Origin of the sequence: Streptomyces sp. NPDC019443 (genome assembly GCF_044389785.1) — a bacterium.
Lineage (GTDB): Bacteria > Actinomycetota > Actinomycetes > Streptomycetales > Streptomycetaceae > Streptomyces.
On the sequence record NZ_JBIRYJ010000009.1, the window covers coordinates 205305 to 228504 of the forward strand.

The following is a 23200-nucleotide window of genomic DNA, read 5'->3' on the forward strand; positions in this document are numbered from 1 at the left end:
TCGTCACCCAGGCAGCCTGACGACACAACGCTGCCCCAACAGTCCCTCGCCGCATCCGGGCTCGCGTCGACATCAGGATGACTGCGGTCGCTGTAGTCCCTGAAGGAGCAGTTCGATCAATCGGCGTGGGTCATAGCGGGGGTCGCTGTCACGTCCGATGCAGAGGTTGCCGATGCCGCGCATCAGTTCGTAGGCGTGCGTACCGGGCCTGATTTCGTCGGCGTTGACTGCGGCGTCGAGCAACTGCGCGCAGACGGGCACCAAGCGGTCGAGGAAGTAGGTGTGCAGCGCGTCGAAGCCGCCGCTGTCGGATTGCAGCGCGTTGGCCAGTCCGTGCTTCGTGACCAGGAAGTCAACGAAGAGGTCGACCCACTGACGGAGTGCTGCGAGCGGAGAGTTGGCACTGTTCAGCAGGCTGGGGCCGGCCTCGGCGCATGCCTCGACCTGGTGGCGGTAGACGGCGACGACGAGATCAGCCCGAGTCGGGAAGTGGCGGTAGATCGTCCCCATCCCGACGCCCGCTCTGGCCGCGATCTCACGGATCGGCGCGTCGACGCCTGAGGTGACGAACACCGCAGCGGCGGCGGTAAGCAGCGTCTGCTGGTTGCGCAGCGCGTCGGCCCGCTTGCTTCGGGCCGGCACCTCCCCGGACTGGCTTGTAGAGGGCATCGCGCTCTCTCCTGTCGACGGCAGTTGACGAAACGGAACACTGCTCCGTATATTAAACGGAACAACGTTCCGCTTCTCAGTCTAGCTGAAGCCGGACGCTCCTGACCGCCTCCCCCGCCGCCGATCGAATGAGACCGGCAGCAGAGGCCATCGAAGGGACATACGCATGATGAGTGAATCGACTTACACAGCCGACGCCGTCAGCTCGCCCACTCCCACTCCCGTCCTCTCGGTCAGTCCGGTAGTGCTGTCGGCTCCCGGCCGAGCCGTGGACCTTCAGGTGCGGGTCTCCGCGCCCGTGACCGGGAGCGACCTGCCGGTCATCCTCCTCTCGCACGGTCAGGGCTACTCGAACAACCTCTCCTCATTGAACGGCTACGCCCCCCTCGCCAACTTCTGGGCGGCGCACGGCTTCGTCGTGATCCAGCCCACCCATCTGAGTTCCACGACGCTGAGCCTGGATCCCGATACCCCCGGGGCGCCTCTGTACTGGCGATCACGGGCCGAGGACATGAAGCGCATCCTGGATCAGCTCGACATGATCGAGGCCGCCGTCCCGCAGCTCCTCGGGCGCCTGGACCGAAGCAAGGTCGCCGTAGCCGGGCACTCGATGGGCGGGCACACCGCGAGCCTGCTGCTGGGCGCCCGGCTCACCGATCCCCACGACGGAACGCAAGTGAATCTGGCTGAGCCGCGGATCAAGGCGGGTGTGCTGCTTGCCGCGCCCGGCAGAGGGGGCGATGCCCTCACCGAGTCCGTCGCCGAGAATTGGCCTTTCTTCTTGACCACGGACTTCTCCGAGATGACGACGCCCGCGCTCGTGGTCGCCGGCGACAAGGACGCCTCTGGCCACCTGACGGTTCGGGGCCCGGACTGGCATACCGATCCGTACTTCCTCTCCCCGGGCCCCAAGTCCCTGCTCACCCTGTTTGATGCAGAGCACGGGCTCGGCGGGGTCTCTGGATATGACGTCGCCGAGACTACGGACGAGAACCCCGAGCGAGTGTCTGCGGTCCAGCGGCTCACCTGGGCCTACCTCCGCACCGAGCTCTACCCCGGGGATTCCGCTTGGCAGGCAGCGCGTGACGCGCTGACGGCCGGCCCCAACCCGCTCGGACGGGTCGAATCCAAGTAAGCCCAAAGAGACCCATCTCTGTAGCGGAACAACAGCACGAGATGGTCGCCGGGAGCTCCTCCGCGAAGGGCACAGCCCGCCCTCCGCGGACTTCTTCCAAGACCCGTAACCCGACTGCGGCCTCGCCCAGGGCTCGGGTCACGTCGGCGACCTCGAGCCGCTGCCCTTGGTCGACGGACGCGAACGAACGGCCCGCAGCCAGCGCGGGTCTTGTTCGCCTCATGGAAGTCGGCCTTCCAGCGGCCGATGCACGATGGTCCCGCCACCTGCCGCAACGCCCGTTGCTTTGCTGACCGGCAGGGACTGCCGCAGCCGTTCCCACTCGGCATCGCTCAGATCACCCCGCCCCATGTCCACATCAGCGACTCGGACACGAAGTGGTCAGATGATCGGCCCGGACTGCCCCGTGAGGTGCGCCGTCTCGCCGGTGGTGCTGTCCTTTGTCGACGGAGAGTCGCCACCGGAGTACTGGATGCACACGCCTTCCAGTAGCGCGGTCAGATAGCGACGGGCGGTCTCGATGCGGGCGGTGGGGGCGCTGTGGACGTTCGCGGCGTAGGCGATTCCGCACATGAGCGGGACCAGGTCGTTTGAGGTCAGGTCGGGGCGCACAACCCCGGCGTCGCGGGCGCGCTCGAGCAGCTGTCCGCCGACCGACCGCAGGATCCTCTTCAGTTCGGTGGTGCGCGGCAGGGCGTCCGTGGGCGCGGCGGTGACCGTGGACAGGGAAGCGTCGGTGACCTGCGCTTCGATGGTGCGGGTCAGGAAGCCGGCGAGGGCGCGCCCGGGGTTGTCATCGGCCAGCGCCTGCTCGCCGTGGGCGGCGAGTGCCTCCAGGCAGGGGGTGGCGACGGTCTCCAGGAGCGCCTCGGCGGTGGGGAAGTGGCGGTAGACGGTGCCGACGCCCAGTTGGGCGCGGCGGGCGACGTCGTTGAGCTGCAGTGGTGTGCCTTCGTCTACGAGACCGCGGGCCACGGCGACGATCCGTTCCCAGTTGCGGGCGGCGTCCTTGCGCAGGGGGGCGGTCGTCATGGGAGAAGTCTAACTGGATAGCTCATCCGCATTGCTGTGGCGTGCGAACCGGATGAGCCACCCGTTTCCTCTTTGGGCAACTCTGTGCCGAGCCTGCAAAATTGGCGCGAGGTCACTGCGGGCTGCCATCACGGACCGCTTCGCGCAGTTCGGGCTGCCCGCCTCGCTGCCCTGAGGAACCGATCCGCCTGGCGGTCATGCTGATCGCTTCAGATCTCGTCACCCGGTCGTGAGTGGCGCGAGGCGCTCACTGAGGTGGCGGACGGCTTCGGCGATGCGGGGATCGGTTGCCGGACGGAAGGGGGCGACGGGATGTGCCTGGGGTCCGATGACGACGCCGGTCCGGCCGGTCAGCGAGCCGTCGGTCGCGGCGAAGATCGAGGGCTCGGCCGCCACGGACGCCGGGCCCGAGGTTGAGCGTTCGAACTTCCGCCTGACCAGCGGCCAGAGCAGTCGCAGCGCCGGTGAGACGATCTTCGGATCGCGCATGGTGCCGTTGGTCATGTCGGTCGCGGCGCCGCCGGGGTCTGCTGCGAAGACCGAGACGCCCGTGCCCTCGAGCCGGCCGGCCAGCTCCAGCGTGTAGGCGAGGTTGGCGAGCTTGGCGCGGCCGTACCAGTGGAAGCCGTAGTAGCCGCCGGGCGGCTCGACGGCGTCGAAGACGCGCTTGGCGACGCCGGTCGCGCCCGAGGTGACGTTCACGATCCGGCTCGGCGCACCCGCTCGCAGCGCGGGCAGTAGCAGTTCGGTCAGCAGGTACGGCGAGAGATGGTTGACGGCGAACGTCGCCTCGATCCCGTCGGCCGAGTCCTGCCGGTCCGGGAACATCGCCCCGACGTTGTTGACCAGCACGGTCAGCGGACCGCTGGCGTCTATCCGGTAGGCAAGATCGCGGACCGCGTCGAGCGCGGCGAGGTCGGTGGCCAGGAACTGGGCGGGATGCGCCGGTCCCGTGGCGTTGATCCGTTCAATCGCACGGGCACCGCGCTCGGCGTTGCGTCCGACCACGATGACCGCGAGGCCTGCCGCGGCCAGCCCCAAGGCGGTCTCCAAACCGATTCCCGCTGTTCCTGCCGTGACCACCGCTGTCCGCTTCATCGCACGACCCGTTCCGCCTATATGGATGAGTTATCCGGTTGGCGTCAACATAGCAGATCCGGATGACTTATCCGGTTGAGGTTGGCCAGGGTGACGTTGCGGCACCCCAGCCCGTAGCGCACGGACCCGCGCCCGACACTCGTCGCACGCCCAGGGGCCGCGGCGTGTTGAGCATCCACGCGGGCGCTTCTGAGCACGCGTACTCAGGGCTCGGCAGCTGTCGGCGACGAGAGTGGGGGCAGACCGAACGATGGAGACAATCGTGCCCATGCCCCGCAGGATGAGCCGAGCCACCACCGCCCTCCGACCCGGAAGGGTCCGCATCGCCGCTGCCGCTCTCGCGAGCGCGGCCGCAGTCGTGGCACTCACCGGCTGTTCCTCCTTCGAGTACCAGGAGGACATCTGCAGCAGCGGCGAATACCCCGTCTTGTCCGTCGGCGACACCGGTTCCGCGTGCGTCTCGGACGGGGAAGAGCCTCCGGCTGGATTTGTGCGATACCCGGAGGGCAAGGTGCCGCAGCAGGTCGACGACAAGTGGGACGTGTACTGGCGTGCCCACACGCTCGACAAGGACGGCAAGGTCATCGACGCGCCGGACGCGGGCTGACTGGACGGCCGCGCTCCGGGTGGCGTCCCACCATGTGGCGTAGGGGATCTTGACGGCTGCGATCTCCGGCCTGCAGTCGGCCGAGGGCTCGGCCGCCTACCGGGGCCCGACCTCAACACTGACGGAACGTCGGGTTGCGACCCGGCGGCGGAACGCCGACTCTGCCTTCCATTTAGTAGACCTCGCGAGGCAGGATCGCCGCGGTCGGGAATGCATCCACTGCGGGCGGGCGGTGTACCGGATCCAGGCGCCGATGACCGCTTTCATCGCGGAGTGGGAGGCTCCGGTGCGTTCGAGATGGTCGGTGCAGGTCTTCAACCGGTCCGGGTTCTAGGGCCGGTTAAGGTCCTCGGCCGCATCCCTTGCGAGGTCGCCGATCGCCCCACTGTCCTGCGTGAACTGCGTCAACCATGCGCCGAAGCCGTCCATCGGGCTCAGGTCGCCCTTTCGGTCTGAGGTCGTAGACCGTCGAACCCTGCATCCCAGGGCACATGAGCGATTACGCAGTGCGAAGGGGCGCGGTTGTACCGGCTGGCAGCCGGGAAAGACCAGTTCTGGCCGCGTCTGACGCCGGTGCTGTCCACGAAGACCTGATCCGCCCGCAGGCCGACGCCGAACAAGTCCTGCGGCGCTGCACCCGCGGTGGGCGAACCACCCCACGTTACCGGGCGATCGAGAAACTCGGGCGGGCGGTGCGTACGGCGTTCACCTCCGACTACCTTGCCGAAGCTGATGGCCCTCTCTGAAAAATTCCCCACCCCCTGCTCAGCCGCTCACCAGACCTGCTCGCCTTTGCTCCCCCACGCTGACGCGACTGACCGGGCCTCGGGACGCAGGGTCCGGATGGGCGACCGGACGTCTCAGTAGGACGTCCGACCAAGGACGGGAACATGTATGGGGCGCAGAGGACTTGGGGCGCAGAGGACTACCGTTCGCTCCGGCTGCGGTCACGTGCCGCGGCGCTGCTCGTGAACGGCCTTCATGAGGTCCTCGATGGCGGACTGGGTGTCGCGGTCACGCGCGTCGTCGATCGCTTCGAGGGCGGCGGCCGCGGCCTCACGAATGTGGTGGGGAAGCCCGTCGGCGGCCGTGAGGTGGTAGGCGGCCTTACGGCGGGCCTTGCGCTCGGCGGCGTCTACTGCGTCGGGGCCGGACAGCGGAAAGACGGACGCCCTGTACGCGGATATCCCCAGGACCACCATGTCCGCGACTCCGTCGGCGTAGCCGAGCGCGGCGGCCTTCCCCTGTCCTTCCCGAATGGTTGCGATCATTCGACGGCGGGTCAGGACCGTGGCCAGGGTGGCGCCGCCTCCTAGGGAAAGGGCGCAGGCGACGGCGAGGAACGGCCCGTCCCAGACGAAGCCGGCGAGTGCTCCGAGGCCCGCGACCGCGATGGTCCATCCGGCCGCTGTCCGGGAGCTCATTTGCTCGGGTGTGGTGTCCATGGTGGGAGTGTCCCAGCGGGTACCGACAGCACCGGTGCGGGGTGGACCGCCGACCTCCGATCTCGGGCAGCTGCTCCCAGGGGCCAGCCGCACAGGCCGTTGTCGGTCGGGGCCGGCCGGCAGCGATGTCTGCACGCTCGCGCGTACAGGGCTGGGGCAGCTGCGGGGGTGCTCGTGAGCGAGGCTGAGCACCCCCGCCCGCGCTGGTTCTGCTCGCTCGCCGCAGCTCGGAGTCAAGCGCGGCACCGGAGCGGGCTGGGGCCCGTCCCGCGAGTGCGAATGTCTCGGGACGCTCTCTCATTCAACGGAGTCGTCGCAGGTCAGCGGCCCGACGCTCACGGCGGACCGGCGGGGCGGAGCTGGTACCTCCCGAGAGTGGCTGTGTCATCCAATCCAGTCGCCACAGGTCAAGGCCTCGCCGTCGACCAACTTCGCTGACAACGGACAACAGCGGTTCACCAATGCCGTTTGTCAAGCTGCGAGAGCGGCGGGCGGCGTGAGCTCGTAGCACGCCCGTCGCGTAGGAGTGCCCAGTTGACCCCCGCCAGCTGGGCCAGCTCCTCGCGCCGCAGACCCGGCACCCGCCGCCGCTCGCCGTACTCCGGCAACCCCATGTCCCCCGGCTTCAACTGCGCCCGGCGCGTTGACAAGAACTCGCCGAGGACGGACTTGCCGTGCCTTGTGTCGTTCATGCGACCGAGTGGTCCGGTACCTATCTCCTAGCCTGCCACTGCGAGTAACAGGCACCGAGACCGCGGAGACCCTGCTGCTCGGCCCGGGAGGGGGACACGACGCCAGATGCCTCGGCGGCGTGGCCTTCAACCGGAAGGCTCGTCGGCGCGACCGCGTCGTGACGCTCCGCTGCTCGATGTCGCGAGGCCTGGGGACCGAAACGGTCAAGACCTAGGTGTTGCGGATCCTGACGAAACTCAGCCCGCGTGACCATGTCCAGGCGGTCGCCCTCGCCTGTCGGGTGTGACTGGTGTCCGGCACGGCCTGAACCCGTGCACCCTCGGGGCGGCAGGCGAGTGCTCCACTCGTCAGGTGTCGAAGCGGTGGCGGGAGGCCTCGATGTGACCGAGGTACAGGTGCGTCCAGTCGCACAGTCCGTCGATCGTCACCCGCAGGGCCTGACCCGGCTCGGTGAGGGTGTACTCGACCCGCGGCGGCACGACGGGGTGCACCGTCCGCTCGACCAGACCGTTGCGCTCCAACATGCGCAGGTTCTGGGTGAGCATCTTGTGGCTGACGCCCTCGATCTCGTTCCGCAGCTCGCCGAAGCGCAGGGTGCCCTCCCCCAGAGCCTCGATGATCAGGAGCGCCCACTTGTTGGCGACGTCCGAGAAGATCTCCCGCGCCAGAGAGTCCGCACGCCTCAGGTCCGCATCCTCGGGCGAGCCGCTGAACTGCTTGGTCACCATCAGGTTCCCCAGTCACCGAAAAGTGCGTTCTTCCATGTCAGCGGCCACTCTCCTACGGTTTCCGAGTAACCACAAGAGAGCGGCTCTCATAGCAATGGAGGCAGGCAGCATGTCCATCACCCTGGTAAACCCCAACGGATTGCCGGAAATCGACGCCTACCGGCAGGTCTCGATCGCCACCGGGTCGAAGCTGGTCTTCATCGCCGGGCAGGTCGCCTGGGACGCCGACGGGGTCACGGTCGGCGAAGACGACCTCGCCGCGCAGGTCGAGCAGTGCTACCTCAACATCGCCACCGCCCTGACCGAGATCGGCGGCTCCTTCGACGACGTGGCGAAACTGACCGTCTATGTCGTCGACTGGACCCCCGACAAGATGCCCCAGCTCATGGACGGGATCACCCGGGCGACCGCGAAACTGGGCGTCACACCGGTACCACCGGCCACACTGCTGGGCGTCGCGGCACTGGACATCCCCGCGCACCTGGTCGAGATCGAAGCCACCGCCGTCATCGACTGAACGAATGTTCTTCGCGCTGGAACTGTCTGACGCCATTCCGCCAGCGTTCGCGGATGTCCACGCTCGACGGGGTCCGGGTCGGCGGGGTGCCAAGCCGCAGAGGCTGCTGGGCGACCGGCCGGCCGCCTATCAGCCACTGAAGGTCAGCCCCCCGCAGGGACGAGTGCCCAGGACTTTGGCGGCGAAGCTCGCCAGTTGCCCCCGCATTTCTTCGCGGGGTAGGCACTCTTGTCCGGCCAGGTGCTCGACGAGGTCGGTCCGCTTCGACTGGTACGACCCCGCCGGCCATGCCGACCCTCGACCGAATCGCCCGCGTCTATCTCATCCCGTCCCTGGGCGACCCCGAACCGGCTGCGGTCATGCTGCCCTTTCTCCGGCAGGCCCGCGCCGTCGGCGTACACCGTGCGGTGCGGCTCAGCTCCTCGGCCATCCCCGAGGGCGGCCCGGCGGTGGGAGCAGTGCACCAGGCCCTGCCCGGTCTGTTCGACGAATGGGCCGTGCTGCGGCTCTCCTGGTTCATGCAGAACTTCACCGGCACGCACGCCCACGCCCAGAGCATCCGTGACAACGGCACCATCCTGACCGCCGCCGGGACCGGCCGTGTCGGCTTCGTCGGCGCCGACGACATCGCCGCCGTCGCCGTACGTACCCTGACCGACGACCAGGCGCCCACACCGACCTGGTCCTGACCGGACCGGAGACGCTGAGCCACGACGACATCGCCACGATCATCACTGAGGTCGCCGGCCGGCCCGTGGTCCACCACCGCCTGGCCTATGAACAGATGCGGGACCGGCTCGCGGCCGCGATGCCGCTGAAGTTCGCCGCGATGCTCACAGGCATGGACCGCGCCATCGCCGAGGGATCTTCCGCGCAGTCGCCGAACGCGAGATGGCACGAAGCAGCTGACGCCCGGCTCCAGGTTCGGCCTCCCGGGCTGCCGACCGGCCCTGCTCGCCGTCGGGTACGGCTGTCAGCGCCCCGGCGGCCCCTCGCGTACCCGTCCACGATGCGGCACCTACACCCGGCACGCGGTGGTGGACGAGCAAGCGGACACGGCATCAGGCTCGCGGGGCGGCCCGAACCGGTCCGCTCGGCGGGCTGACCGCGGCTCGGCTGTCTCGTTTGGATCACCGCGGGCCCGCGACATCGGCTGCGACACCGCCGCGCGGTCGGCAGAAGCAACCCTGCCCGGTGCGCGGCGGTCTTACTCGGCGTCGTGCTCAGAGGATCAGCCTCTGCCGACTCATACCGGCAACCGACTGGAAAGGGCGCACTCAATGGTGCTGGATCCCAACTTCTGCCTGGACGTTCCGGAGGGTTTCGACGACTCGGACGCTGAGACTGGGGTACATCCCATCGCCAGGAAGCTGTTCCCCGCCACAACTGCCGCGGAAGCCTTCAGGAAAGCCCATGAGTGGGTGCGGGAACAGAGAATCCGCCTGTCAGACGTGTCGTGGGATTTCTTCCACGACGAGGACGAGCCCTACTGCCTCAGCATCTATTTCATCTTCGAGCTGGATCCCGAAGACGCCTGATCCACCTCGCAGCCGACGCCCGCTGTCGGCCCCTGGCCTTCCATCTCACCGCCGGACAGGCCGGCGATGGGCCCGCGTTCACCGATGTGATGGCACGTCTCCGCGTTCCCCGCCGCCGTGGACGGCCCCGCACCAGACGGACATGGTCCCAGGCCAACCGGATCGTGGAGCGCGCATCCGGTACCGGCAACTACTACTCTTCGGGGCCGGAGGGCAAGCCCGGAACGAAGGGTCTGCTGTTCCGTGGTCTCTGGGGCGAGGTCCCCGACCCGGGCGAGGCAGTCGACCGCTTCTTCCGGTCAATTGAGAAGGGTGAACAGGTGCCTTTCCACGGGATCACGATCACCGGCCAAGCTGAGGAGTTCGATCTCGACCGCTTCGACGGCGCGTTGATGAGATGCCGGAAGTCCAAGTGGACCAGTGACGGTGAGCCAGTGGCGCTGTGTGTCTGGGCCGACCACAGCACCGTGGCTGGCGTGTATGCCTCGCGGATCTCCCTGTCCGAGCTGGCAGACCTCGCCAGTCGGCTCTACAAGACCTCCCGCGTCATGAAGTGATCATGCCGAGCTGAGGATCACAGGCTGGCTCAGGCGTTGTGGCTGCCTTCTTCCCCGGAGCACCAGGATGTCATGAGTCAAGAAGTTGGCAGAGTTTGATCTTGCTCGGGTCGGGATTCTCCATCTTCGGAGGGGCTCCTCATCGTGTTCGCGTGAGCGTGGGCAGGCGACCGGAAGTAGGTCTGGCGCGGTGTGCGGCCTCCGGTCAGGGGCGGCGGTCCGCAAGGACGCAGAACTCGTTCCCCTCCGGGTCGGCAAGTGTGACCCAGCTCTCATCCCCGGTTTGGCCGACGTCGGCGTATCGAGCACCTAGGTCGAGCAGGCGACGGACCTCTTCGCCTTGCTCCCTGTCGGTTGGGTTGACGTCGATGTGGAGCCTGTTCTTGACGGTCTTGCCCTCGGGCACGTGCGCGAATGTCAACGTCGGTGGCACTGGGCCAAGGTGGTTCTTACCTTCAGGCACCATAGGGGAGCCAATTGCGACAATTCCGTCGTCTTCGTCGTGCACCTCGTAGTCAAGGACCGAGCACCAGAACCGGGCGAGACCGTGGGGATCGGCACAGTCGATCGCAAGCTCGGTGAACTTACTGGTCATGTCAGGATCTCCCAGCCAAGTAGCGGGTCCGCCAAAGGCCACACGCTAACCGCAGTGTTCGACGGCGAGGTAAGCCGCACGTGGTGTGCGTTCGTCGAGGGCCTGGTGGGGTCGCAGAGTGTCGTAGGTGTGGCGGAAGAGGTTGACCTCGACGGCGAGGGCGTTGCCGTCGCCGATGGTGGCGCGGTAGCGATGTTCGTACTTCAGCCAACCGAAGAACCGCTCGACCACGCCGTTGGTCTGTGGGCTCCTCACCCGTGTGCGGACGTGACGGAACAGCGGGTCGTCGCCGGCGAACGCGTCAGCGAAGGTCACGCCACGAAAGCATGGCCCGTTGTCCGTCACGACGGCGATCGGAGCGGGTGCTTCACCGATCACGTAGTCGTCGGCGTCGACGACGTCCATCACGCCGCGGTCGGCACGGAGGTCGTCGAGGTCGAGGGCCCGTTCGGCCTCGACAACGGCCCGGCGGAGGCAGCCGAGCGCATCCTGGCCCGAGACGTCGGGGTGACGGTTGCGGCGAGGCAGTACCTGGTGGCGTAGTCGATGACTGCGCAGATCCGCCAGATCCCCGCCGCGGGCGGTCTCGAACGCGGAGAAGTCCATCTGCCAGACCCGGTTCCGCTGGCGTGGTGGGTCTCGGAACGCCCGCTTCCGCAGCCGCGCCCACGATCTGCGGTCTGCGGTCTGCCCGGCTGCCCGGAACCCGGGGTCGGCAGCAGCAGTCCGCGCCGGCGGAGGGCCCGCTGAACGGTGGAGGTGGACACCTGGTGGCCGTCGGCACGCATCATCGCGGCGATCTTGCGGTACCCCCCCAGGCGGGCCAATCCGCTGCGTATTTCGCGGCGACTGCCTCGATCGCGTCCACGTCGTCCATAGGTGGCTGCGCGAGGCACGTCGTCCTCAGTGCGCGCTAATGCTGTGAGCGCGGATGGGTTGGGGTAACTGGCCTGCGTTGTAGGTCTCTTCGGGCTCCGCGGTGTCCATAGCCACGACGCTAGACCTCAACACCCCTTTCTATACGCAATTGAAGTCGTGCCCCCCGTTCTCCACGGCCACATGAAACCCGTGCCGCCGTGTGTCCAGGTCTGCGACGATCGCCTCGCGCGTCCAGTACCTGTAGTGGTCGGCCACATTGCGCCGGTCACCCTCGGCCAGCAGCTGGGGGTCGTACCGCCCGTCCTGCGGACACGGCAGCGGACACGGCCCGACGCCGACCTCGGGGCTGTAGGCGTCGTCGTACTGAATCGGTTCTTCAATGGTGCTCACCCGACGAGCGAACGGGGCTGGTCCGGGCTACCCCGCCGCTGCTCCAGCCGCCCCGCGACGTCCGCGCGCGAGAATAGCCGGTCTCGCCCGCGCGCCGCCTGCCCGCCGAGCCAGATCAGGAAGGCGGTCGGCAGGAAGACCGCGTCGGCGGCAATCATCGCGAGTGAGAAGAAGGGCAGTCCGAGCAGTACGGCGATGGCCGCGTGCTCCAGCATCATGGCGGCCAGCAGGGCGTTCTTGACTCGCCGGTTGAAGAGGGTGAACGGGAAGGCGACCTGCACGATGACTGTGCCGTACGTCAGCACCATCACCATCACGCCACCGGAGGCGAGGAGGTCGGAGAGGGCCGGCCAGGGCGTGAAGTAATCGAGCTTGAGCGGGTAGTAGAGCGCGGTGCCGTCCTGCCAGCGGGAGCCCTGGATCTTGTACCAGCCTGCGGTGGCGTAGATCAGACAGACCTCGGCCATGATCACGACGAGAGCGGCGTTGTGAGCAAGGTTGGCGAGAACATCCAGCAGGGTGCGCAGCTCGCTGTCCGGCGCGTATCGGCTCACCATCCACCACAGCCCCAGCCCCACCCAGAGCACCCCGAGCAGCAGCAGTACGAGCCAGCCGGTCTGGTTCAGGAATGTGGCGATGACCAGGGCGAGTCCCAGCACTGCCCAGAGCACGGGGCCGACCCGGTCGCGGGACGGCCCGCCCGGCGCTTCCTGCGCGCCCTGCACCGCCGACCCGCCCGGTACTCCCTGCGCGTCCGGTTCGGCCGCCACCCCCGGCACCGCTCGCGCCGCGCGCCGTGCGTCCAGGGACCAGACCTGCCCGCAGCGCGTCAGGACCAGATAGATCGCCATCAGATGGATGACGTTGTCGCCGCCGTCGCCCATGAAGATGGAGCGATTCTGGAGCGAGAGCACACCGATCATGAAAAGCACGGACATGGTGCGGGTATGCCAGCCAAGTATCAGCAACACGCTGGACAGCACGGCGAGGCCGTACACGACCTCGAACCAGAGAGTGGTCTCTGACCACATGAGCGCGGTGAAGGCGTCATTGCCCGCTATGAGCTGTCGCGCCATGTCCCAGCTCCACGGACCGTTGGGGCCGTACATCTCATGGCGATTGGGCAGCTCACGCAGCAGGAAGAGCAGCCAGGTGGCGGCGAAGCCGATCCGGACGATGGCGCTCTGGTACGGACCGAGGGCCGTGGAGGTGATGCGCTGGACAGCGCGCGCGACCCCGCGGTCGGCGGTGTCGTTCACGTGCCCGCCTCCGTCCGGCCGTTACCGACGCCCTCGGGCAGATCCGCGGCGGTGACCGTCCACCAGGGCAGAACCCGGTAGGCGGGGCGGGTGTCGATCTTCTCGTCGCTCCACTCCGGGGCCTTGACCGAGCGGGTCGAGGACCTGAGCTGGATGCGCTCGACGGACCTTCCCAGGTCGTGCGCGTCGAGGCGCATCATCACAATCCTGCGGACATATCTCTCGGAGAGCTGGCCGCGCACGCCGTTGGCGCGGTTCTCGTTGTCGTGGGAGTTGATGTAGAAGTCCCACGCCCGGCGGAGCTCGTTCTGCTGGACATGGCTCGGGAGGAGATTGCCGCGGATCGCCTCGCCGTCCTCGGCGGTGAGGTCGATCCAGTCGGTGTGCTTTCGGCTGCCGTCGGTGGCCGTGAACTCGACCTTCACCTGCACGGCGACGTTCTGCTGGAGCGGGTTGGGGGCGAAGAGCTTCCAGTTCTGCTCGAACTCGGGGTAGACCCAGCCGTCGACCGCCTTGCCGTACTGCTTGGTGACGGTGTTGGACGGGGCGACGTGCAGAAACACCATGGCCAGGTGGACGCAGGCGAGAGAGCCGATAATCGCGAGCGAGACGGCGGCTGCAACCTGGTAGGGGAGGGAGAGGGCCGCCATGCCGCGGACGGGGGCGGGCTCGAGCGCTGCGGGCTCGGCGGCGTCCGGGGGCGTGACCGGCGGAAGCCGGTGCCAGTGCTCCTGCTCAAGCTGGTGCTGGACCGCGGACTCGACCTCGGACTCGACCGCGGGTTCGAATTCAGGGTGGGATTCGGGTTCGAATTCAGGGTGGGATTCGGGCTGCGTACGGGCCTTGGGGACGCGGCCTGGCCGCGGCTCGGAGCTCAGGCTCCTGGCGCCGTTGACGTCCTCGTCCTCGTAGGAGTCCATCCCGCCCCGATCCCCATCGGTCCACCTCAGTTATCCACAGGGTTGACACCCTACGGGCCGTCGACCCACCATTGAAGTCAATGAACCGAACGATCGGTCGGTAGGGGGCCCGGATGACGGCAGTGACTGCGGATACGTACGAGGCGGTTTTCGACGCCGCCGTAGCCGCCGATGAGCGCATCGAGCCGCGCGACTGGATGCCCGATGCCTACCGGGCCACGCTCGTCCGCCAAATGGCTCAGCACGCCCACTCCGAGATCATCGGCATGCAGCCGGAGGCGAACTGGATCACGCGGGCGCCCTCGCTGCGCCGCAAGGCGATCCTGATGGCCAAGGTCCAGGACGAGGCGGGCCACGGGCTGTATCTGTACAGCGCCGCCGAGACCCTGGGCACGAGCCGCGAGGAGCTGCTCGACAAGCTCCACGCCGGCCGCCAGAGGTATTCATCAATCTTCAACTACCCGACGCTGACCTGGGCCGATGTCGGCGCGATCGGCTGGCTGGTGGACGGCGCGGCAATCACCAACCAGGTGCCGCTCTGCCGCTGCTCCTACGGTCCGTACGCCCGCGCGATGGTCCGGATCTGCAAGGAGGAGTCCTTCCACCAGCGCCAGGGGTACGAGCTGCTGCTCACCCTCTCCCGGGGGACGCCCGCCCAGCACGAGATGGCGCAGGACGCGGTGAACCGCTGGTGGTGGCCGTCGCTGATGATGTTCGGCCCGCCGGACGACGAGTCGGCACACTCGGCGCAGTCCATGGCCTGGAAGATCAAGCGGCACTCCAATGACGAGCTGCGCCAGCGCTTCGTGGACATCTGCGTACCGCAGGCCGAAGCCCTCGGCCTCACCCTCCCGGACCCCGATCTGCGGTGGAACGAGCAGCGGGGCCACCACGACTTCGGCGCGATCGACTGGGCCGAGTTCCAGGACGTCCTCAAGGGCAACGGCCCTTGCAACGAACAGCGGATCACACAGCGCCGCCGGGCCCACGAAGAGGGCGCCTGGGTCCGGGACGCGGCCGCGGCGTACGCCACGAAACACCAAGCACAGCACACGAAGCCCGGGGAGGCGACGGCATGAGCAGCTCGACCGACTGGCCGCTGTGGGAGGTCTTCGTGCGCTCGCGCCGCGGGCTGTCCCACACCCACGCGGGAAGCCTGCACGCCCCGGACGCGGAGATGGCCCTGCGCAACGCCCGCGACCTGTACACCCGGCGGAACGAAGGCGTGTCGATCTGGGTGGTTCCCTCCACGGCGATCACCGCGTCCTCGCCCGACGAGAAGGACTCGTTCTTCGAGCCGGCCGGCGACAAGCCCTACCGTCACCCGACCTTCTACGAGATCCCGGAAGGGGTGAAGCACCTGTGACCGCGACCGCCAATGCCGCGGCGCTCGCCCTCGGCGACGATGCGCTGGTGCTCTCGCACCGGCTGGGGGAGTGGGCCGGCCATACGCCCGTCCTGGAGGAGGAGGTCGCCCTCGCGAATATCGCGCTGGACCTGCTGGGGCAGGCGCGGGTGCTGCTCTCCCTCGTCGGGGACGAGGACGAGCTGGCGTATCTGCGCGAGGAGCGGGCGTTCCGCAATCTCCAGCTGGTCGAGCAGCCGAACGGCGACTTCGCCCACACCATCGCCCGCCAGCTCTACTTCTCCCTCTACCAGCGACTGCTGTACGGGCAGCTGACGGCGGGGAACAGCGAGTTCACCGGGCTCGCGGCCAAGGCGGTCAAGGAGGTGGCGTACCACCAGGACCACGCCGAGCACTGGACCGAGCGGCTCGGCGACGGCACGGCCGAGAGCCATGAGCGGATGCAGCGGGCGTGCGACGCGCTGTGGCGGTTCACCGGCGAGATGTTCCAGCCGGTCGAAGGGCTGGACGTCGACTGGCAGGCGCTGGAGGCCAGTTGGCTGGAGGCCGTCACCGCCGTGCTGGAGCGGGCGACGCTGACCGTGCCCGACGGGCCGCGGGCCGGCGGCTGGGCGGCTGGTGCGGGACGGCAGGGTCTGCACACCGAGTCCTTCGGGCGGATGCTGGCGGAGATGCAGCATCTGCACCGCAGCCACCCGGGGGCGTCATGGTGACCGACGTGACTGAGACCCGGCTGGAGGCGGAGCTGCGCAGGCTCGCCGGCTCCGTGCCAGACCCTGAGCTGCCGGTGCTGACGCTGGAGGAGCTCGGCGTGCTTCGCGGGGTTCAGATCCTCGGGCCCGGCAGGGTCGAGGTGGAGCTGACCCCGACCTACACCGGCTGCCCGGCGATCGAGGCCATGACCTCGGACATCGAGCAGGTGCTGCACGACCACGGAATACCGGACGTCTCGGTCGTCAAGGTCCTCTCCCCGGCCTGGTCGACGGATGACATCAGCGCGGAAGGACGGCGCAAGCTCGCCGAGTTCGGCATAGCCCCGCCCCGCCCGCACACGGCGGAGGGGCCCGTGCCGCTCACTCTCTCCGTACGCTGCCCGAACTGCGGCTCCACCGATACCGAGCTGCTGAGCAGGTTCTCCTCCACCGCTTGCAAGGCACTGCGCCGCTGCGTCAGCTGCCGCGAACCCTTCGACCACTTCAAGGAGTTGTAGATGTTCCATCCGCTCCGGGTCAGCGAGGTCGAACAGCTCACGGACGATTCGGTGGCAGTCACCTTCGAGGTGCCGCCCGAGCTGCGCGAGACCTTCCGCCACACCCCCGGCCAGCACCTGGCCCTGCGCCGGCTGGTGGGAGGCGAGGAGATCCGTCGTACGTACTCGATCTGCGCCCCGGCCGCCCCGGCCAACGGTGATCCGATACTGCGCGTGGGCATCCGGCTGGTCGACGGCGGCGAGTTCTCGACGTTCGCGCTCAAGGAGCTCGGTGTCGGCGACACCGTCGAGGTGATGCCGCCGATGGGCCGCTTCCTCCTCGCCCCGCGCCCCGGGTACTTCGCAGCGGTCGTCGGCGGCAGCGGCATCACCCCGGTGCTGTCGATGGCGGCGACGCTGCTGGCACGGGAACCGGAGGCCCGGTTCTGTCTGATACGCAGCGACCGCACCGCGGCGTCGACGATGTTCCTGGACGAGGTCGCCGACCTCAAGGACCGCTTCCCGGACCGTCTTCAGCTGGTCACCGTGCTCTCCCGGGAGGAACAGCAGTCGGGACTGCCGTCCGGACGGCTGGACCAGGAGCGGCTGACAGGGCTGCTGCCCGCCCTGCTTCCGGTGACCGACGTGGACGGCTGGTTCCTGTGTGGCCCCTTCGGCCTGGTCCAGGGCGCCGAGCGCGCGCTGCGCGGGCTCGGGGTGGACCGAAGCCGTATCCACGAGGAGATCTTCCATGTCGACGACGGCTCGGCGCCCGGGCCGGGGCCGGTGACCGCGCCGACCCATGCTGAACTGACCGCGACCCTGGACGGCCGTTCCGGCAAGTGGCCGGTGCGGGAAGGCGAGTCACTGCTGGAGACCGTGCTGCGGAGCCGCTCGGACGCGCCGTACGCGTGCAAGGGCGGGGTCTGCGGTACCTGCCGGGCCTTCCTGGTCTCGGGCGAGGTGCGCATGGACCGCAACTTCGCGCTGGAGTCTGAGGAGACCGAGGCGGGCTATGTGCTGGCCTGCCAGTCTCATCCGGCCACACCGGAAGTGGAGTTGGACTTCGACCGCTGAGCAGGCCCTGGGTCGCTCCCTTCCACGCTGTGTTCTTTTTCAAGAACCTGTTCTATCTTGACGGTCCGTCAGATACGGATGTCAGGGCAGCACCGGTGCGTGGGAGGACAGGGCAGTGGACTTCACCTTCACCGAGGAGCAGCAGGCGGCGGTCGAGGCTGCGAAGGCGGTCTTCTCGGGCGTCGCGCCCGACGGAGTGCCGAGCCCCGCGCTCACCCCGGGCGCGGTGGCCGAGGAGTTCGACCGGCCGCTGTGGGCCAAGCTCGCGGACTCCGATCTGCTGAGTCTGGTCCTGTCGCCGCAGCACGGCGGAGCCGGCCTCGATCCAATCGCGCTCTGCCTGGTGCTGCGCGAGTCCGCGAAGGTGCTGGCGCGGGTGCCGCTGCTGGAGACGAGCGCGGTCGCCATGGCCGTGGAGCGTTACGGCAGCGCCGAGTTGAGCGACGAAATCCTGCCCCGCGTAGGCCTCGGCGAACTGGTGCTCACCGTCGGGGCCAACGGCCGCACCGGCCACGACCCCGCCGAGCTCGCCGTCGCCGCGCGCCCTGCCCCCGAACACGGTGATGGGGCCGGCTGGGTGCTCGACGGGGTGCAGACGGGCGTGCCCTGGGCTCAGTCCGCGGACCGGATCGCCGTGCCGGCGCACACCGGTGAGGGCCGGGCAGCGTTCGCCTTGGTCCCCCGGGACCGTGAAGGCATCACGCTCGGCGAGCAGATCTCCACCAGCGGCGAGCGCTTCGCCGAGGTCAGCCTCGACTCCGTGCGGATCGACAGCCGCGAACTGATCGACGCCGACGGCGCCTGGGAGTGGCTGCGCCAGCTCCTGGCCACCGGGACCTGTGCACTGGCTCTCGGGCTCGGCGAGAGCGTGCTCGCGATGACCAGCGGGTACACCGGAAAACGTGAGCAGTTCGGCTTCCCGGTCGCCACATTCCAGGCAGTCGCCGTCCAGGCCGCCGACCGCTATATCGATCTACGCGCGATGGAAGCGACCCTTTGGCAGGCGGCTTGGCGGCTGACCCCGGCGCGGGAGAGCGCGGGAGTCGGCGGCCCGCTGCCGGTGTCCGGCGATGTCGCGGTGGCGAAGATCTGGGCCTCGGAGGGCGTACGCCGCGTCGTCCAGACCGCGCAGCATCTCCACGGCGGCTTCGGCGCCGACACCGACTATCCGCTGCACCGCTACCACGCCTGGGCCAAGCAGCTCGAGCTCTCACTCGGCCCGGCCGCGGCCCATGAGGAGGCCCTGGGCGACCTGCTGGCCGCCCACCCCCTCGGCTAACGGCTCAGGGAGCCGCATCCAGCCTCGCGGCCCCGAGCCCCGTGCCTCAGCCCGTGCCTCAGAGGACGAACGCCGGGTTGCCGGTGTCGGTGACCATAGGGCGGCCGGCGCCGTCCCATGCGAGCATGCCGCCTTCGATGTTCACCGCGTCGATGCCCTGCTGCACCAGATACTGGGTGACCTGCGCGGACCGCCCGCCAACCCGGCACATCACATACGCCCGGCCCCCGTCGGCCAGAGCCTCGGTCACCTCACCGAAGCGGGCCACGAAGTCGCTCATCGGGACATGAAGCGCGCCCTCGACATGCCCGGCCGCCCACTCTTCGTCCTCCCGGACGTCCAGTACCAGGCCGTCGGACGGTACCGCCGCGGCGTCCACCGAGGGCAGCGGGGCGAAATTCATGGGTCATGCCTTCTCTCGTACATCTCTCATATATCGTGCATCTCGAACATACGCGGCAGGGTTTCCCGGCTCCTGAGAAACCTCAGAAAACCTACTGCACCAGCCCGGACAGTTCCTTCTCACGCTCGGCGACCTGCACGAGCAGCTGCTCGGCGATCTCCTCCAGCAGCCGGTCCGGGTCCTCGGGCGCCATCTTCAGCATCGCGCCGATCGCGCTCTCCTCCAGCTCCTGCGCGACCGCGGTCAGCAGCTCCTTGCGCTGCGACAGCCACTCGAGCCGGGCGTAGAGCTCCTCGCTCTCGCTGAGCGGCTGTTCGGCGGGCACAGGCCCGGCCGCCCACTCCTCGGCCAGCTCCCGCAGCAGCGCCGCGTCGCCGAGCCCGTAGGCGGCGTTCACGCGCGTGATGAACTCTTCGCGCCGTGTCCGTTCCCCCTCGTCCTGCGCCAGGTCCGGGTGCACCTTGCGGGCCAGCTCGCGGTAGAGCTTGCGCGCCTCCTCGCTGGGACGCACCCGCTTCGGCGCACGCACGGGCTGGTCGTTGAGCATCGCGGCGGCCTCGGGGGAGAGTCCCTCGGAGTCCATCCAGTCGTGGAACAGCTCGTCGACACCGGGCATCGGCATCACCATCGCCCGCGCCTCCTGCGCCTTGCGCAGATCCTCCGGGTCGCCGCTACGAGCGGCCCGGGCCTCCGCGATCTGCGCGTCCAGCTCGTCCAGGCGCGCGTACATCGGACCGAGCTTCTGGTGGTGCAGCCGGGAGAAGTTCTCCACCTCCACCCGGAACGTCTCCAGCGCGATCTCGAACTCGATCAGCGCCTGCTCGGCCGCGCGCACCGCCTTGTCCAGCCGGGCCTCGGGCCGTGGCTGCGCGTCCTGCTCTTCGTCGTTCCGGGTCGTCGGCCCGCCGGATGCATCCTGGGTCACGCGCCCAGCCTACGGGCGCGGCGAAGCACCCCGTCACACCCCCAGCTCAGCGGCTATCCGCCCACTCTTGATCGCCGCCAGCAGATCCGCGTGGTCCGCTTCCGTACGGTCCGCATACGTCATGGCGAAGCCGGCCACCGCCTCGTCCAGCTCCTCGTTCTTGCCGCAGTACCCGGCGAGCAGCCGCGGGTCAGCGCTGTGCGCATGCGCCCGGGCCAGCAGCGCACCGGTCATCCGCCCGTAGTCGTCGAATTCGTCGGGCGCGAGCGCCGCCGGATCCACGCTTCCCTTACGGTTCCTGAACTGCCGTACCTGGAAAGGCCGACCGTCGACCGTCGTCCAGCCGAGCAGAATGTCGCTGACCACCTGCATCCGCTTCTGGCCGAGCACCACCCGGTGCCCCTCGTGGTCCACCTCCGCCACCCGGAACCCGGCGGCCGGCAGATACGGCAGCAGTGCCGAGGCCCGCGCCTCCTTCACCTGAAGCACAAGTGCCTCGCCCCGGTGGTCGAGCAGCAGCACCACATAGGACCGCGTGCCAACGCTCCCCGTCCCCACCACGCGGAACGCCACATCGTGGATCGCGTACCGCGCGAGCAGTGGCCACCGGTCCTCCGACACCGTGCTCAGATACCCCTCGAGCGCCGAGGCGACAGCCGCCGCCTCCGCGTCCGGCACCCGCCGCAGCACCGGCGGCGCGTCCACGAAGCGCCGTGCGTCGTCGCCACACTCCTCTGTCGCCTTGGCGGCGAAGCGCGCACTCGTGTTGTTACGGGCTTTCTCCGAGACCCTCTCCAGCGTGCCGAGCAGGTCGCGCGCGTCCGTGTGGGAGACGAGCTCCTCGTCGGCGATGGCGTTCCACGCGTCCAGCGCGGGCAGCCTGGCCAGCAGCCGCATGGTGCGCCGGTACGCGCCCACCGCGTCGAACGCGGCCGCCCGGCAGACAGTTTCGTCCGCGCCTGCCACCCGCCCGGCCAGCACCAGTGAGACGGCGAGCCGCTTGACGTCCCATTCCCACGGGCCGACAACGGTCTCGTCGAAGTCGTTCAGGTCGATGACGAGGCGGCCGCGCACATCGCCGTACAGTCCGAAGTTCGCCGCGTGCGCATCGCCGCAGATCTGCGCGCTCACTCCGGTGACCGGAGTGCCCACCAGGTCGTGGGCCATCAACCCCGCCGAGCCGCGCAGAAACGCGAACGGCGATGCGGCCATCCGGCCCACCCGTATCGACGTGAGCTCAGGCACCCGGCCGCGGCTGGACTCCTCCACGGCCTCGACCGCGTCGGGCCGCGTCACCGCGAGTACCAGCGAGTCGTGCGAAGCCCGCGGCACCCGGTCCCGCAGCGCCTTCCCCGCCTCCTTCGGCGACCGGGTGGCGTCCGCAGCGCCGGGCGTTCCCTGCCCCGGACGCGGTGCGAAGCCCGGCACCACCGGAATGCGCTCCCCGCCCGTCGCCCCTGCCCCGACCTGCTGCACCGGCATCACCGTCTCCGCCTCGCTCATGACGCGCTGCCTCCCCCGTCGTCGTACCGAATTCAACATCAACTGCCAACGACGGTACCGCCGCTGCCCGACAACCGTCTCCCCCTGTGGATAACGTTGCGCATCTCCGCGGCCTGCAAGGCTCAGGCGCCCAAACCCCGCCCTTGTGCCTCCGCCCGAGCCGGGAGCCCCGCTAACAGGGGTCCGAGCCGCCCTTCGCCAGATGCGTGTCGGCCCACAGCGCCAGTTCCTTGAGCGCGGGCTCCATCGCCGCCCCGGCCTCGGTCAGCCGGTACGCGACGCGCAGCGGCGGCCCCTCGTCGACCTCTCGCACGACCAATCCCGCCGCCCCCAGCTCGGTCAGCCTGTCCGAGAGCATGCGCTCGCTGATGCCCGGGATGGCCCGTCGCAGCTCCGCGAAGTGCACAGCGCGCTGCATCAGAACCGAGACGATCAGCCCGGTCCAGCGCTTGCCGAGCAGCTCGAAGACGCGCGTGATGCCCCCATCGACCCTCTTGCACGCCTCTTCGCTGTGTTCCGCCATGCCTCCAGAGTACTGCGCCATCCCCATGAACTTACGAAAGATAAGTACCTATGCTATCTATAGGTGCGTACGGAATTTCATCAAGCACCGCCCCCTCATGGAGAACCTCATGGCCACACTGCTGCACCTCGACTCCGCCGTCTTTCCTCAGGGCTCGGCCTCCCGCGACATCACCGCCTCCTTTGTCCAGGCCTGGCAGGAGCAGCACCCTGAGGGCACGGTCGTCTACCGCGATCTCGCCGCCACGCCCCTGCCCCACCTGGACTTCGCCGCCGTTTCAGCGGGGATAGAGGACGCGCTGCGCGCCGAGCTCGCTGCCGAACTCGAAGCGGCGGACGCCGTTGTGATCGGCGCACCGATGTACAACTTCACGATCCCGTCCACCCTCAAGGCATGGCTGGACCAGGTGATCGTCGTCGGCCACAACGCGGGCCCCGACGGTCCGGTGGCAGGCACCCCGGTCACGGTCGTCGCCAGCCGCGGCGGTTCATACGCTCCGGGCACCCCGCGCGAGGACTACGAATTCGTCCAGAACTACCTGGAGAAGGTGCTGACCGGCATGCTCGGCGCTGAGGTCGACTTCATCGTCCCCGAGCTGACACTGGCTCACTCCAAGCCCGAGATGGCGGAGCTGATTCCGCTCGCCGACGCCTCCCGTACGAAGGCGCTGGACGAGGCCGCCCAGAAGGGCAAGGCCCTGGCTGCGCGTCTCGTCGCCTGACCGCAGGTGACGCGCGCCTGACCACAGGTGCCGCGCGCCGCGGACACCTCACGCGAACGCCCGCGGAGAGTCCAACGTCCGCGGGCGTTTCACGTGAAACACGTCAACGCGAATGTTCCACGTGAAACGTCAGCGCCCGTCAGGACGCCCAC

Annotated in this window: 26 protein-coding genes and 3 pseudogenes; 14 read left to right on the top strand and 15 right to left on the bottom strand. The window is 68.7% G+C overall.

The window, feature by feature from the left end; genetic code table 11:
* Positions 1–72: 72 nt before the first annotated feature.
* On the bottom strand, positions 73–669 hold the full coding sequence (locus ACH492_RS26640; RefSeq protein WP_398990205.1) for a TetR/AcrR family transcriptional regulator: 597 nt from the start codon (positions 667–669) through the stop codon (positions 73–75).
* Positions 670–838: 169 nt separating this feature from the next.
* Here ACH492_RS26640 and ACH492_RS26645 point away from each other — a divergent pair, with 169 nt between their 5' ends.
* Positions 839–1804, top strand: a complete 966-nt coding sequence (locus ACH492_RS26645; protein WP_398990302.1) for an alpha/beta hydrolase family protein — start codon at positions 839–841, stop codon at positions 1802–1804.
* A gap of 381 nt (positions 1805–2185) precedes the next feature.
* Here ACH492_RS26645 and ACH492_RS26650 read toward each other — a convergent pair whose 3' ends face one another.
* Positions 2186–2836: a TetR/AcrR family transcriptional regulator gene (locus tag ACH492_RS26650; RefSeq protein WP_398990206.1), complete on the bottom strand. Its 651-nt coding sequence runs from the start codon at positions 2834–2836 to the stop codon at positions 2186–2188.
* 219 nt (positions 2837–3055) lie between these two features.
* On the bottom strand, positions 3056–3934 hold the full coding sequence (locus ACH492_RS26655; protein ID WP_398990207.1) for an SDR family NAD(P)-dependent oxidoreductase: 879 nt from the start codon (positions 3932–3934) through the stop codon (positions 3056–3058).
* Between the two features lie 268 nt (positions 3935–4202).
* Between ACH492_RS26655 and ACH492_RS26660 the strand changes: the two genes are divergently transcribed.
* Positions 4203–4541, top strand: coding sequence for an SCO0607 family lipoprotein (locus tag ACH492_RS26660; protein ID WP_398990208.1), 339 nt, complete (start codon positions 4203–4205; stop codon positions 4539–4541).
* 491 nt (positions 4542–5032) lie between these two features.
* Positions 5033–5287: a Tn3 family transposase gene (locus tag ACH492_RS26665; RefSeq protein ID WP_398990209.1), complete on the top strand. Its 255-nt coding sequence runs from the start codon at positions 5033–5035 to the stop codon at positions 5285–5287.
* Between the two features lie 201 nt (positions 5288–5488).
* Here ACH492_RS26665 and ACH492_RS26670 read toward each other — a convergent pair whose 3' ends face one another.
* The 3 genes and pseudogenes from ACH492_RS26670 to ACH492_RS26680 all read right to left on the bottom strand — a co-directional run bounded on the left by ACH492_RS26670 (position 5489) and on the right by ACH492_RS26680 (position 7407).
* On the bottom strand, positions 5489–5986 hold the full coding sequence (locus ACH492_RS26670; RefSeq protein ID WP_398990210.1) for a hypothetical protein: 498 nt from the start codon (positions 5984–5986) through the stop codon (positions 5489–5491).
* A 527-nt stretch (positions 5987–6513) separates the two neighbouring features.
* Positions 6514–6678: pseudogene (locus ACH492_RS26675) on the bottom strand (transcriptional regulator); the annotation flags it as partial.
* A 348-nt stretch (positions 6679–7026) separates the two neighbouring features.
* Entirely contained in the window at positions 7027–7407 is a 381-nt protein-coding gene (locus tag ACH492_RS26680; RefSeq protein WP_398990211.1) for a winged helix-turn-helix transcriptional regulator, read from the bottom strand.
* Between the two features lie 109 nt (positions 7408–7516).
* Between ACH492_RS26680 and ACH492_RS26685 the strand changes: the two genes are divergently transcribed.
* From ACH492_RS26685 to ACH492_RS26700, 4 genes and pseudogenes are all read left to right on the top strand, one after another.
* Positions 7517–7924 (top strand): RidA family protein, encoded by a 408-nt coding sequence (locus ACH492_RS26685; protein WP_398990212.1) that lies wholly within the window; start codon positions 7517–7519, stop codon positions 7922–7924.
* Positions 7925–8060: 136 nt separating this feature from the next.
* Positions 8061–8792, top strand: a pseudogene (locus tag ACH492_RS26690) (ergot alkaloid biosynthesis protein); the annotation flags it as partial.
* Between the two features lie 412 nt (positions 8793–9204).
* A complete protein-coding gene (locus tag ACH492_RS26695; protein WP_398990213.1) occupies positions 9205–9462 on the top strand; it encodes a hypothetical protein in 258 nt (85 codons plus the stop codon).
* Between the two features lie 164 nt (positions 9463–9626).
* Positions 9627–10019: a hypothetical protein gene (locus ACH492_RS26700; protein WP_398990215.1), complete on the top strand. Its 393-nt coding sequence runs from the start codon at positions 9627–9629 to the stop codon at positions 10017–10019.
* A 205-nt stretch (positions 10020–10224) separates the two neighbouring features.
* Here ACH492_RS26700 and ACH492_RS26705 read toward each other — a convergent pair whose 3' ends face one another.
* The 5 genes and pseudogenes from ACH492_RS26705 to ACH492_RS26725 form a co-directional block, all read right to left on the bottom strand.
* Positions 10225–10614, bottom strand: a complete 390-nt coding sequence (locus ACH492_RS26705) for a VOC family protein (RefSeq protein ID WP_398990216.1) — start codon at positions 10612–10614, stop codon at positions 10225–10227.
* Between the two features lie 45 nt (positions 10615–10659).
* Positions 10660–11220, bottom strand: a complete 561-nt coding sequence (locus ACH492_RS26710; protein ID WP_398990217.1) for an integrase core domain-containing protein — start codon at positions 11218–11220, stop codon at positions 10660–10662.
* Between the two features lie 420 nt (positions 11221–11640).
* A pseudogene (locus ACH492_RS26715) lies at positions 11641–11883 on the bottom strand (rRNA methyltransferase); the annotation flags it as partial.
* Complete coding sequence (locus ACH492_RS26720; RefSeq protein WP_398990218.1) at positions 11880–13142, bottom strand: HTTM domain-containing protein; 1263 nt, start codon at positions 13140–13142, stop codon at positions 11880–11882. The pseudogene ACH492_RS26715 and the gene ACH492_RS26720, both read right to left, overlap by 4 nt.
* Entirely contained in the window at positions 13139–14062 is a 924-nt protein-coding gene (locus tag ACH492_RS26725; RefSeq protein WP_398990219.1) for a DUF5819 family protein, read from the bottom strand. The genes ACH492_RS26720 and ACH492_RS26725 overlap by 4 nt, the downstream gene beginning before the upstream one ends.
* Before the next feature lie 113 nt (positions 14063–14175).
* On the opposite strand from ACH492_RS26725, the gene paaA reads away from it, so the two are divergent.
* From paaA to ACH492_RS26755, 6 genes are all read left to right on the top strand, one after another.
* Positions 14176–15141, top strand: coding sequence for a 1,2-phenylacetyl-CoA epoxidase subunit PaaA (paaA, locus tag ACH492_RS26730; protein ID WP_398990220.1), 966 nt, complete (start codon positions 14176–14178; stop codon positions 15139–15141).
* Complete coding sequence (gene paaB, locus ACH492_RS26735; protein ID WP_254372136.1) at positions 15138–15428, top strand: 1,2-phenylacetyl-CoA epoxidase subunit PaaB; 291 nt, start codon at positions 15138–15140, stop codon at positions 15426–15428. The genes paaA and paaB overlap by 4 nt, the downstream gene beginning before the upstream one ends.
* Positions 15425–16141 carry a 1,2-phenylacetyl-CoA epoxidase subunit PaaC gene (paaC, locus tag ACH492_RS26740; RefSeq protein WP_398990221.1) on the top strand — a complete coding sequence of 239 codons (717 nt, stop codon included), beginning with the start codon at positions 15425–15427 and terminating at the stop codon, positions 16139–16141. The genes paaB and paaC overlap by 4 nt, the downstream gene beginning before the upstream one ends.
* Positions 16135–16638 (top strand): 1,2-phenylacetyl-CoA epoxidase subunit PaaD, encoded by a 504-nt coding sequence (paaD, locus tag ACH492_RS26745; RefSeq protein ID WP_398990222.1) that lies wholly within the window; start codon positions 16135–16137, stop codon positions 16636–16638. The genes paaC and paaD overlap by 7 nt, the downstream gene beginning before the upstream one ends.
* Positions 16639–17694 (top strand): 2Fe-2S iron-sulfur cluster-binding protein, encoded by a 1056-nt coding sequence (locus ACH492_RS26750; protein WP_398990223.1) that lies wholly within the window; start codon positions 16639–16641, stop codon positions 17692–17694.
* A gap of 115 nt (positions 17695–17809) precedes the next feature.
* Positions 17810–18973: an acyl-CoA dehydrogenase family protein gene (locus ACH492_RS26755; protein ID WP_398990224.1), complete on the top strand. Its 1164-nt coding sequence runs from the start codon at positions 17810–17812 to the stop codon at positions 18971–18973.
* A gap of 58 nt (positions 18974–19031) precedes the next feature.
* On the opposite strand, the gene ACH492_RS26760 is transcribed toward ACH492_RS26755, so the two are convergent.
* The 4 genes from ACH492_RS26760 to ACH492_RS26775 all read right to left on the bottom strand — a co-directional run bounded on the left by ACH492_RS26760 (position 19032) and on the right by ACH492_RS26775 (position 22327).
* Positions 19032–19376: a rhodanese-like domain-containing protein gene (locus tag ACH492_RS26760; protein ID WP_398990225.1), complete on the bottom strand. Its 345-nt coding sequence runs from the start codon at positions 19374–19376 to the stop codon at positions 19032–19034.
* 91 nt (positions 19377–19467) lie between these two features.
* A complete protein-coding gene (locus tag ACH492_RS26765) occupies positions 19468–20301 on the bottom strand; it encodes a J domain-containing protein (protein ID WP_398990226.1) in 834 nt (277 codons plus the stop codon).
* A 33-nt stretch (positions 20302–20334) separates the two neighbouring features.
* Entirely contained in the window at positions 20335–21804 is a 1470-nt protein-coding gene (locus tag ACH492_RS26770; protein ID WP_398990227.1) for a DUF2252 domain-containing protein, read from the bottom strand.
* A 172-nt stretch (positions 21805–21976) separates the two neighbouring features.
* Positions 21977–22327: a winged helix-turn-helix transcriptional regulator gene (locus ACH492_RS26775; RefSeq protein ID WP_398990228.1), complete on the bottom strand. Its 351-nt coding sequence runs from the start codon at positions 22325–22327 to the stop codon at positions 21977–21979.
* 109 nt (positions 22328–22436) lie between these two features.
* Between ACH492_RS26775 and ACH492_RS26780 the strand changes: the two genes are divergently transcribed.
* The gene (locus tag ACH492_RS26780) at positions 22437–23048 is read left to right on the top strand and encodes an FMN-dependent NADH-azoreductase (RefSeq protein ID WP_398990229.1); all 612 of its coding nucleotides are present in this window, start codon (positions 22437–22439) and stop codon (positions 23046–23048) included.
* Positions 23049–23200: the final 152 nt, after the last annotated feature.